Annotated in this window: 8 protein-coding genes, 1 tRNA gene and 1 pseudogene; 5 read left to right on the top strand and 5 right to left on the bottom strand. The window is 53.4% G+C overall.

Annotated features, from left to right (window positions below; translation table 11 throughout):
* A pseudogene (locus tag AC2YI2_RS14815) lies at positions 1 to 423 on the bottom strand (hypothetical protein); the annotation flags it as partial.
* 17 nt (positions 424 to 440) lie between these two features.
* On the opposite strand from AC2YI2_RS14815, the gene AC2YI2_RS14810 reads away from it, so the two are divergent.
* Positions 441 to 707: a helix-turn-helix domain-containing protein gene (locus tag AC2YI2_RS14810; protein ID WP_487387236.1), complete on the top strand. Its 267-nt coding sequence runs from the start codon at positions 441 to 443 to the stop codon at positions 705 to 707.
* Positions 708 to 1,034: 327 nt separating this feature from the next.
* Here AC2YI2_RS14810 and AC2YI2_RS14805 read toward each other — a convergent pair whose 3' ends face one another.
* Genes AC2YI2_RS14805 through AC2YI2_RS14795 form a run of 3 tightly spaced genes read right to left on the bottom strand, consistent with a single transcriptional unit; the run spans position 1,035 to position 5,642 of the window.
* Complete coding sequence (locus AC2YI2_RS14805; RefSeq protein WP_487387235.1) at positions 1,035 to 2,066, bottom strand: glycoside hydrolase family 19 protein; 1,032 nt, start codon at positions 2,064 to 2,066, stop codon at positions 1,035 to 1,037.
* A gap of 15 nt (positions 2,067 to 2,081) precedes the next feature.
* A complete protein-coding gene (locus AC2YI2_RS14800) occupies positions 2,082 to 3,227 on the bottom strand; it encodes a trypsin-like serine peptidase (protein ID WP_487387234.1) in 1,146 nt (381 codons plus the stop codon).
* Positions 3,228 to 3,245: 18 nt separating this feature from the next.
* Positions 3,246 to 5,642 carry a S8/S53 family peptidase gene (locus tag AC2YI2_RS14795; RefSeq protein WP_487387233.1) on the bottom strand — a complete coding sequence of 799 codons (2,397 nt, stop codon included), beginning with the start codon at positions 5,640 to 5,642 and terminating at the stop codon, positions 3,246 to 3,248.
* Between the two features lie 1,091 nt (positions 5,643 to 6,733).
* Between AC2YI2_RS14795 and AC2YI2_RS14790 the strand changes: the two genes are divergently transcribed.
* From AC2YI2_RS14790 to AC2YI2_RS14780, 3 genes are read left to right on the top strand one after another with little or no spacing between them, the layout of a single operon-like run.
* On the top strand, positions 6,734 to 7,117 hold the full coding sequence (locus tag AC2YI2_RS14790) for a very short patch repair endonuclease (protein ID WP_487387232.1): 384 nt from the start codon (positions 6,734 to 6,736) through the stop codon (positions 7,115 to 7,117).
* Between the two features lie 4 nt (positions 7,118 to 7,121).
* Positions 7,122 to 7,793: a hypothetical protein gene (locus tag AC2YI2_RS14785; RefSeq protein WP_487387231.1), complete on the top strand. Its 672-nt coding sequence runs from the start codon at positions 7,122 to 7,124 to the stop codon at positions 7,791 to 7,793.
* 30 nt (positions 7,794 to 7,823) lie between these two features.
* Positions 7,824 to 8,705 (top strand): GIY-YIG nuclease family protein, encoded by an 882-nt coding sequence (locus AC2YI2_RS14780; RefSeq protein WP_487387230.1) that lies wholly within the window; start codon positions 7,824 to 7,826, stop codon positions 8,703 to 8,705.
* A gap of 93 nt (positions 8,706 to 8,798) precedes the next feature.
* Here the strand turns inward: AC2YI2_RS14780 and AC2YI2_RS14775 are convergent.
* A tRNA-Gly gene (locus tag AC2YI2_RS14775) sits at positions 8,799 to 8,872 on the bottom strand.
* Between the two features lie 364 nt (positions 8,873 to 9,236).
* On the opposite strand from AC2YI2_RS14775, the gene AC2YI2_RS14770 reads away from it, so the two are divergent.
* Positions 9,237 to 10,182 (top strand): IS630 family transposase gene (locus tag AC2YI2_RS14770; RefSeq protein WP_487387229.1). Its coding sequence is split into 2 segments (ribosomal slippage): positions 9,237 to 9,575 and positions 9,577 to 10,182, totalling 945 coding nucleotides; the frame shifts between segments, so codons are not numbered across the junction.
* Positions 10,183 to 10,324 lie beyond the last annotated feature (142 nt).

The raw sequence follows: 10,324 nt of genomic DNA, 5'->3' as shown, positions 1-10,324 counted from the left end.
GTCCGTATCGGTCAGTTTGGCCAAGAATGAAGGCGTCACACACAGATTCGCAAGAGAGGTGTAGCACTCGGGATCCTGACTATTGTCGTAGACATGATTGAACTGAAGATCCCTGGGCCGCCGCCTCCACCCGTTGCACCACATAAAGACATCCGTCGGCGCCTTATTATCATCATAGCCAATCTTGAGCTCCCCCTGTTCGACGACCTCCCCTCGCCTGGCGACGTTTCGAACGATATTAAAGATGGACCGGCCGCCTGTCTCGGCGACAGTCTTTGGATGGCTGAAAATCGTAAGTGAAGCCACGGCCTGCAAGGTCATTTGATAATTTGACGATGCAATGACCGCCTCAAGGGCGCTGCGCCCGTCGAAGCCAAACTCCTCAAGGGTACGACCCAAACCATAAGGCAGACTATGAGTCATAATATGACTCATAGTCTATGGCGCCAGTCGGCGCAATCGACCGACGTACTCCTATGGATGTGCGGGTGCGTATCGGGCTGAATCTTCAGAACTTGAGGCGGGATCGGGGCCTGTCGCAGGAAGAATTGGCGTTCAGATCAGGCATTCATCAAACCTACCTAAGCGTCGTGGAGCGCGGCAAACGAAATCCAACGGCGCTTGTTCTGCAGAAGATTGCTAGGGCAATTGACGCCGATATAGGCGACTTAGTGGCTCGGCGACAGAGCGAGTCAAAGCCAGACTAAGCACACTCTAATTGTGTGGAATCCCGATCAGAACCACTGACGAGGTCAGGGTCGCGCCTGGGGAATCCGGAACATTGAAAAAATATCCTCAGCGACTTTTCGATGCTCAGATGTAGAGGGGTGGAAATGAATTTCCGTCTGGAACTGGGGCCACTGTCCGTTCATGCGTATCAGGTAGACAATTTCCGCTTCCACAGTCTATAGGTCCAGGTGATTACGGAACTGCACGTCCTCGGCATCAGCCGGGTATACTGTCAATATTGCATACCCCTAACATCGCGGATTCTAACCGTAAATCTCCTGAGACGCTCCATGAGTGCCGCTCACCTACTTCATGGTCGGCTCCAGTGCGATTCGAGCGTCTATGTCGAGAAGGGTATCTGATGAATCAGCAACATTTTGCTTAGCAACAACCGCTATGGCGTTAATCGTTGCATTGTCTGGAAACCCGGTCTCCGGAAGTCCGACAGATGTTTGAAAGGTCGCTACACCGTTGGAAAAATCCGCAGGTGTGAATGCCTCCTCGGGCGCCTTTTGGATGTAGTCGAGTTTCTTCAGGAGCGAATAGATCGAGATAAAATCGCCGATGCCCAATTCATAGGCGCCTGCCTCAGCAGCGCCAGGCTTGAATATCGACTTTGCCCTCACCAGGTAGGTGCGCGCGACATCCAGCCCGTTTGTCCCGCCATTGATCTTCTTTCGAACGCCAGCCACATCGTCCAGCAGGGCGAATTTGCTCGCATTTGATATCTTCCAGAAAGCGACTGCTATTTTGAAAGCCACGGCCGGATCACGTGCGGTGTCAGGAAAATCAACGATGTTCAGTCCGGGCACACTGTCTTGCAACAATGCCTGGACGCGCTTGAAATTGTTCTTGAAGGTAAGTTGAATGAACCCAGACCCTCGATATTTCCAGCCGTCGCCCGGTTGCGTATTACCCATATTCGGGCGGGCATAGACGTGGTTTGCGATGGCAATCGGTCGACGTGCCAGCTTTTGCGCCTGATCTTCGGTAACGCGGGTCTTGAATATGGCTCGCAAGCGCTTCGCAGAGTAGTTTAGGTTTTCTTCGAGAATGGTGAGGCCGCCGGTTTCTGCCGCAAGCGTCGAGAAGAAATGGGCTATGACCAACGGATTCGTCATTCCTGCGGCCGCAGCAAAACCCCAATTGTCGACGATAGCGGTTATTATCTTCACAGGAGCATTTGGAGCGAATTTAGCGACTTTCTTCATGGTGACAAGCTGTGCCACACCGGCTTCAACCGACTCGCAATCCGCGGCCGAAGCAACGGCGGGAGTTGCCAAAAATGCAGTGGTGAAACCGACGCCGAATGCTCTTCTCGTTACTGCCATTCCCATCACGCTTTCCTCCATCTATTCGCAAACCTCGAATTTGAGATCCGTATCCTTCTTTCTCAAGAAGGAGACGATCTTGGACATCTCTACTGCGCGGTTGTAATCTTCGAAGGGCGGGTCATCGAAGCCGAAGTGATGGAGACCTCTTGCGCAATCGAAGGCGGGGTCACTGTTTCCGTTGGCCAGTGAGACGAGGACAGGAGAGCCCGATGAGCCCCCTAACGTGTCGCATCTGTGAGTAAAGTCGACCGATGGAACCCGACCATCGACGTCTACGTCGAGCACCGAGCAGCCCTTGACGGAAAACTGTTTCGGCTCACCACCCGGATGCTGGATCAGAACAGCAGGTTCGTTCCGTAGGGGAGCAGCTTCGGACAGTTTGATGTTGCCGCCATCGGGCAATGCACCCGACTCCACGGTGAAAACCGAAAAGTCCAGGTCAGGGTCGGAGATGATTTTCTTCTTGCATCGCGCTTGGGGCCCGTATTGCAGATCGCCAGCGGCAGAAATCTGATAGTTTTGGATAACGACAGTGGTGTCGCAGATCTCCTGCGTGCCAATGCAGTGTTCATTCGTCATGAAAGCGTCTTTGGCGATCTTGAAAGCGCTGCAGACCTTGAATTCCCCATCCTGTATCAAGGAGAGAAAAGAAATCGCTTTAATTGCGCTATCAAACTGGGAGTCATTTACACCCGTCTGAATCTTCTGTCTGTCGTCGGGGCCAAAAACACTATTTGGAACGGATATCTCTTGTTCGACATAGGCCCTGCCGATTGTAATGCCGATGTCGGAGGGGTTAGCGCCTTCCAGCGTCATTTTCGCAAATGTTGTCAGGATGGCGTAGCTGTATTGAGGTTTGGAGATCTCCAGGGGCCCGAGGAATTCCTGGATTAGATTTGAGGATTGATCGTATATGCTGATCTTCGCGCCGGGAGGTAATCTTACGGAGTCGATGCGAAGCCTCAGGAATCCGGAACGTTTTCCATCACTCTGACCGTCGCCTTGGCCAAGGTCGACGACCGTAGATTCATACTTGCCGGCTTGATCGCTTATTAATTTGGAACCGTCGAAACTCAAGTCGATGGGAAAGCCAATTCGAAGCGCCTCCTGCGCATAGCATGAAAGATGTGAAGAGCCGGCCACGAATATTGCCAGAAGTGCCATTCTCAATTTCATCTTCAACTACTCCCCCGCTCTAACATATTTTCGGATCTCCGAAATTTCTATTTCCTCGCGGGAGCCATCCAGCAATCTTACCCTTAGTTTCTGTTCGTTATATTCTCCTGGAAATGTCCCGAATTTCTTTTCTATTTCGGAATCAGACGAATTGCTCTTCCTCGAGTAAAACATGACGATCTGATCGTCTTCTCCATCTATTCTCTGAAATGATTTGATCCGCGACATCGAAAATTCTCTATCTTCTGAATCGTCATCCTTAAAGAGTAGTTTCTCATCACTTGAATTCATGATTGTTGTGCTGTGCTTCTTTGCTATTATTGGTGAGGTGGCGCCGGTTTTGTATATGAGATCCACCTCTGCCTTGATGACGCATCCCGCGTCGATAGAACCGCCTTTCATCTTCTTTTCCATCCAACTGGAGATGTCGGAGCAGACGATCAGGCGGTCTTTCACGTCAGAGGGCTTTAGTTCGGCATCCTTTGATCGAAGCGAAAGGTTCACAATTCCGGCCACAATGGCAGCAGCGGGCGATGTCCCGGTAAAATTGTCATACCGATTGAGGGGGGTGGTCGTCGGCACGCTCTCGCCGAGCGCCGCTATTGAATAGTCGTCATGGATCGATGTGTTGGTATAGAAGCCGTTGCCTTGGCTATTCAGTGCGGCGACTGCGATGAGATTTCTAAAATGAGACGAGAAGCATGCTGGAAATGTATCACACAGCGGTCCGCGGCTCTTGGTATTGCCGCCAGACACTACAAATGTAGCATAATTTGTCCCTTCAACCAAATCGTAGAACCAGTTTCTGGCAACGACATTGCTCGTAGACTCACTCGCTAATACCACCACAGAGACTTGGTTTTCTTGGATAATCTCACTTATGTTCTTTAGGAGGAATTTTCCGTACTGCTGGTTGGTAAAGACCCGCGCGAAATCAATCTTTACACCCAAGACTTCAGTTTCCGGGCTAAGTCCGCCGACGCCAAAATCGTCCCATTTCGCAGCGATCAGACCGACCATCTGTGTGCCGTGACGCTCAAGTGTTTGCTTCGGGGATGGGTTGACAACGCCTTCCAGCGCCCAAACGCCCGTGTCACCGCAGCGTTCGCGATCATTTGCAGTGAAACCTTCGCTCACGATGGCAGCAGGTGGCGCAGGTGTGCACTCCGCCTCATTGCCTTTGTAAACCGAGCAGTCCAGCACTGTGACGGCTCCAGCCGCAAACTCACAATGGTCTTTGTCAAAGTTGGCATCGAGCACCATAATGCGCCTCGGCACGAGGCCCGTGAGCTTCATCGGATATCGGGTCGGCGTCAGGATATCGACTTTTTGCAACTCTGCCCAATGGCTTAGATCGAAGTCCTGATCAAGCTTTATGCCGGGCACCGCGCGCCAAATCCGGTCCTTCACAGAGGCGGCGCTGTCCTCCAGCCTCGCCTTTAATTCCGGGGGGAGTGAAAACTGCTGGTGAGCATTGTCCAGATAGCGTTCGTTAAAGACCTCGGGATCGATCGCAGTGCTTGTTATGTCGACGATCGAAAAGGGCGGTGTAACGAAACTCTGCGTTACCGTATCGAAATACAATAGGCGATTTGCCACTGCGCATTTCTGCACGCATTCGGTATTAACCGTATAGCTATAGGCCGGAACCTCAATCGAGCCGAAAAAATCCTGCGAAGTAATTCGCTTATCGTATTGGTTTAGATATAAAATCGTGTCTTCGCAGGCGGAATCATCTAGTTTTCTGTCTTGGCAAACTTCATTGGATCTTATTATGTTCTTAAGTGAGTTCCTTTTGTCTTTTTCTATCCTTACTGACCCGCGTATTTTGGTGACATCGAATTTTGGTATTACAATCACCTGGCCCGGCTGGGGCCAACTGCGCGTATCGACTTCAGTGTCTTGCAGCTCGATAGTGCTTCGGAGAACAGTGAGATTCGCTGGCCAACCGTCTACGGGCTCTATGCTGGTAGGCTGATCTGCCCTGAGCTTTCGTTCTCTTGGGCAGCCCTGATTCAAATCGCAGACAAGTGCTGACAGAAATAGCGGAACATAGTCGCCGAAGAAGGCATTCTCGCGCTTCAGAATGTCTATAATTCGATCGCCCCTCTCGACCACGACGCGCTTAACGGGGATTTTTCCGACTACCGCAGCCGCTTGATAGAGGTTCTCAAATTGCCGTGCAGTATTGTCGCCATTGAGAGGCTTTATTGTGTAGTAATCAGCAAATGACGGAGCTGCCGCCAATGTCGTGATCCAGGCGACAATAAGTCCTCGCACTTTCAAGCCTTGATATGCGCAATACAATACCGACGCGATGTATCTCAACGCGGGAGAAAAACCCGCGGGCAGTTGCAAATCGCTCGGAGCGCAGGTTGCATTGAGGAGAAGGCCATTTCTCATCTTGCACTCCTTCCTTGCTGCGGTCGCACGCAAGCGCACGCAGCCCATTTGCGAGCTGCACGTAGTCGAAATCTATGTATGTATTAGAGAATGGACATTAATCTTTTGAGTGTAGTGAGTCAACAGACCTCTTTCGAGTGTGCAATCTGCATGATTATCGCCCAGGACGTCTTTCTTCTTTAGATAGAATTTTACACGTCGAACCGGGTACCCCTCGACTTACCGCATGTGCTTTTTCGGAGTCGAATATGCTTGGTCGTGCCGTGCAACGAGAGGCCGTGCGTCGCGCTACGATGCGGCAGAATCCGCGCCGTGGCGGTGCGTCTCATTGCACCCCCGAAACTCGAGAACCGCATGACCTAAAATCCTTGGCGCGGTTAACCCCAGCAGCGATGCGGATCATCAAGGTGACCGCGTAACAAATTTGAACCACCCGGGGGCTGCCGGAAGCTTCCACGACCGCTTAAGGCGCAAGGGCAGACTTAGCCCGAGTGACTGGAATTGCGGCGCATGGACGGCCTCAATGACCGACATGGGGGGCAAAGCGCTCGTTGGCCCGAGATCCAAAACGGAAGTATTAGGCGCATGCCAATCATTACATGCCACCAACCTATTACTCGTCGCTTTCACCCAGCTGTTGTCTCCGGCGTTTCCCTGCAAAGACATCCTTCAGACAAGCGCTATTAGAAGCCGATATCTACATTGGCCTACTTTATTTGGGGAGTTCCAAGGAACTCGAACGCGTTGGCCAAAGCCTTGTTGCATTCACGACGGTTGCGGAAGCAAGGCCGCCTGGCGATACGACCACTACGCTCAAAGCCAGGACAGAAACCACAGGATCGGGCAGACCCTGCCGGTCACTTACCTGCGACTACTCGCTTCGGACACCATCGAGGAGGCTATAGTGGTAGCACTGGAGCGGAAATCGGCGCTAGCACGCAGTCTTCTTGGCAATGAGGGTGCGGTCGATGCGGTGTCTCAACTTTATAAAGAGGAAATGTGTGAGCTGCTGAAGACCAATCGTCTCCCCGCCAGATAATGTAGGGGAAACGATGGCCGATCGGATTACGCCTGAGCAACGCTAAAAAAACATGTCGAGGATCAAAGGCCGAGACACCAAGCCGGAAGTCCGGCTTCGCTCGGCACTGCACCGGGCCGGGCTCCGTTTCCGCGTCTGCCGAACAGACCTCCCCGGGCGACCGGACATAGTATTCCCGCGCCAGAAGATGGCGATACAAGTCCGCGGGTGTTTTTGGCATCAGCACAATGACTGCGGCGGCGGTCGGATGCCAGGGTCAAACTTGGACTACTGGAGGCCAAAGCTGCAGCGGAACGTGTGGCGGGATGCCGCGAAGGACGAGGAGCTGCGCGGCCTCGGTTGGCAAGTGTTGGTGGTTTGGGAATGTGAGATACGGACGCCCTCCATGGTCGATGAGATTGTCGGGAGAATAATCCAGGAAATCGACAACAGGTGATGATATGCAGAAACTCTCCAATTTCGGCGACGACCGTCAAATCGGCTTCTGTGTCCATTGTGGCGGCCCCGCTGAAACTCAAGACCACGCGCCGTCCAAGGTCTTTCTGGACCTGCCTTACCCGCTTACCCGACCAACCGTCCCTAGCTGCATGGATTGCAACAATGGGTTCTCGGCCGATGAGGAATATGTCGCGTCGTTTATCGAGTGTGTCATCTGGGGCACGACCGAACCGGAGGCTCTCGGCAGGGAAAAAGTGGTGAAGGCGCTCCAGAGGAATAAGGGCCTCCGGGAGCGGATCGGAAGGGCGAAACGCGAGGCCAATACCCTGGCCGGTGGGAGGATCATTACATGGCAACCAGAAGAGAAGCCGTTTAGTCGTGTCGCTCTAAAGCTCGGTCGGTGCCACGCCGCATACGAATTGAACGAGCCACAGCTGTCTGAGCCTGATCACTTGCTGATAGTCCCGCTGGCTACTCTGGACCAGGCACAGCGCGAGCACTTCGAGACGCCACCAGATACGGCCCTTTCGCCTGAGGTTGGCGGCAGGGCGATGCAGCGTCTCCTTATTGTAGATCATGCCTACTCGGAGGGGCTGGCTACACGTCCAAGAGGGACGCTACAGATACATGGCTGCGGTCGCCGGAAGCATCATGGTTCGTGGTGTCTTGAGTGAATACCTTGCCTTTGAGGTAGTTTGGGAATCATGAAGGTTTTCATCACCAGAGTGTGGGGCTTTGATCCGGAACGATGGCCCGTAATCATGTTTGGTCTTGAGGGCGACAGAGACATACTGCTTCGGGATTCATCTCCGGGTGATCGTATTGTTTTTGTTGGGACGCTCCGAGATCCCACCCCAGAAGCCTTGCGCGGTCGGCTTCTCGGGATAGCACAAATTAGTAGAATTGCCGTCGATACCTTGGACGTGATTAGCGATGATGTCCAAGGTCCGCAAGGCTGTGACGGAACTGGTCGGCTTCGCTGGCCGAAAGCAGGTCTGATGGAAAAGGCATGGCGTTTTACACCGCAACCAAGGCTTCTGGAGGTTCTGACTGACCAACTACCTTATCATGCCGCGTCGCAGTCCGTTCTTCTGTCGCACGAGGACGCTCATGCTGTGTTTACGCTGCCGAGCACCGAGGTATCGATCCCGGCTTCTGTGGCCTTAACAACGGATCGGCTGCTCAATCAAACTGTCGAAATCTCGGGTCCAACAACAGGGCCGGCGCCCAGCTCATGGAACGGATCAACCGGCCGGGACGTCAACAGAACCGCGTTCAATTATGCACTCCGCTTCGGAAGCACGGGCATTTGGAAGATAGGTCACACGATCGATATCAGCCAACGCATAAAGCAGGCGAACTGGCATATTCCACCAAAGATTGTTCCACAAAGGTGGAGCCTAATGCTTCACCAGCGGTGGGCAAATGAGACTGATGCCCACGCTATGGAGCAAAGCGTACTCGGGCTGCTCCAATCCTATCGCACGAGCGCCGAACGCGTCAGTTGCTCCGAGGCCGAGCTATTAGCCGCTTGGTCGAAAGGGTTTAGATTTTCATTTCATAATGGTAAATTCGCTGTTGGATGAGAGTCAACATGTGAACTTTGCGAAAAAAATCTACCCTCAGACCAAAAGGCTAATTGGGACTAATCTAAAGTAACAAAAATACAGGCTTACGATTGGAGCGGGTAGCGGGAATCGAACCCGCACGTTCAGCTTGGGAAGCTGACAGGCTACCACTACATCATACCCGCGCTGTTGAATGGTTATCCCATCTCCTTCGCTACCGTCAACGTCGTTTGGCGAGGAAACTATCAGGTCTTCTCAGGAGATCGCTTCAATCCGCTACGCTATCGCTACGAACGCTTCCAGTCTCAAGGGTGAATTTAAGCCCGCACTAAGAATTGTGCTTCATATACAATCGCTTTGCGGCTTCCGGCTCGGAGTTGAGCATGAGCTTCCCAAGCTGAATACGAGGGTTCGATTCCCTTCACCCGCTCCAGCACAAGCCTAAACGGCTCCCGCGTCACGCTAGACGGGTTTGCAATTTATCGGAATCGGGATTCCAAAATTCTTTCAAATCAGATTCTGTTGGTCGGTCAACGGAGGTCTGGGGTGATGGGTCGTCCCTATTCGGTGGATTTGCGGCAGCGAGCGATGGATCGGCTCGGTTCGGGTGAGAGTTGTCATGACGTTGCGTCGGCGCTGAAGGTTGCGCCGTCGAGCGTGATCAAATGGGCCCAGCGACATCGCCAGACCGGCAGCGCTGCGCCGGGCAAGATGGGCGGCCATCGGCCGCATGCGATTGCTGGCAGCCATCGCGACTGGGTTCTGTCCAGGATCGAAGGACCGGGCCATGTCACCTTGGCGATACTGGCCGTTGGATTGCTGGAACGGGGCTTGAAGGTGCATCCGGCCAGCATCTCCCGCTTCCTGCATCGCGAGGGCAAGAGCTTCAAAAAAAACCGTTCTGCCGGCTGAACAGAACAGGCCGAAGCTGGTCCGTCAACGCGAACGGTGGAAGCGTCATCAGGGCAGGATCGACCCCAGTCGCCTTGTGTTCATTGATGAAACCTGGGTGAAGACCAACATGGCGCCACTGAGAGGATGGGGCCAGCGAGGCACACGACTGATCGCCCATGTTCCCCATGGCCATTGGCGGACAATGACGTTCGTCGCGGCGCTCAGGTGCGACCGTATCGATGCGCCATTGGTTCTCAATGGCCCGATCAATGCCAATGCCTTCCTGACCTATGTGGAAAGGGAACTGGTCAAGACCCTGTCGCCCAACGACATTGTCGTGCTCGACAATCTCGGCAGCCACAAAGGCCAGGCTGTGCGTCAGGCAATCCGGCGGGTAGGTGCGAGAATCATCTTCCTGCCACCCTACAGCCCAGACCTCAATCCCATCGAGCAGCTCTTCTCAAAGATCAAGCAGGCCATGAGAACCGCCATGGCCCGATCCGAGGATGCCGTCCACAACGCCCTCGCCGAAACGATCAAGGCAATCCCACCATCGGAATGCGCAAACTACATTCAGAACGCAGGATACAGGTCAACCTAAATGCAAAACGATCTAAGACTCAAGACAGCGCGACCCTCGGTGTGTCAACCTCATACCCGCATGAACCCGATGGCCCACATTGCTGGTTTTCGTCGTCCGCCTGACTGCGTCCAGGCGGCTCGGCAAACGGCGTGCCCCGCGC

The sequence above is a fragment of the Rhizobium sp. SRI_017 genome (genome assembly GCF_057586295.1).
The sequence above is the reverse complement of the archived record's forward strand: the minus strand, read 5'-3'. Positions and strand labels throughout refer to the sequence as shown.

Bases quoted from the DNA above. Each gene is read 5' to 3' on its own strand.
- AC2YI2_RS14795 (WP_487387233.1), bottom strand. From the start codon at position 5,642: ATGAGAAATGGCCTTCTCCTCAATGCAACCTGCGCTCCGAGCGATTTG.
- AC2YI2_RS14805 (WP_487387235.1), bottom strand. From the start codon at position 2,066: ATGGGAATGGCAGTAACGAGAAGAGCATTCGGCGTCGGTTTCACCACT.
- AC2YI2_RS14780 (WP_487387230.1), top strand. From the start codon at position 7,824: ATGAAGGTTTTCATCACCAGAGTGTGGGGCTTTGATCCGGAACGATGG.
- AC2YI2_RS14785 (WP_487387231.1), top strand. From the start codon at position 7,122: ATGCAGAAACTCTCCAATTTCGGCGACGACCGTCAAATCGGCTTCTGT.
- AC2YI2_RS14810 (WP_487387236.1), top strand. From the start codon at position 441: ATGGCGCCAGTCGGCGCAATCGACCGACGTACTCCTATGGATGTGCGG.
- AC2YI2_RS14790 (WP_487387232.1), top strand. From the start codon at position 6,734: ATGTCGAGGATCAAAGGCCGAGACACCAAGCCGGAAGTCCGGCTTCGC.
- AC2YI2_RS14800 (WP_487387234.1), bottom strand. From the start codon at position 3,227: ATGGCACTTCTGGCAATATTCGTGGCCGGCTCTTCACATCTTTCATGC.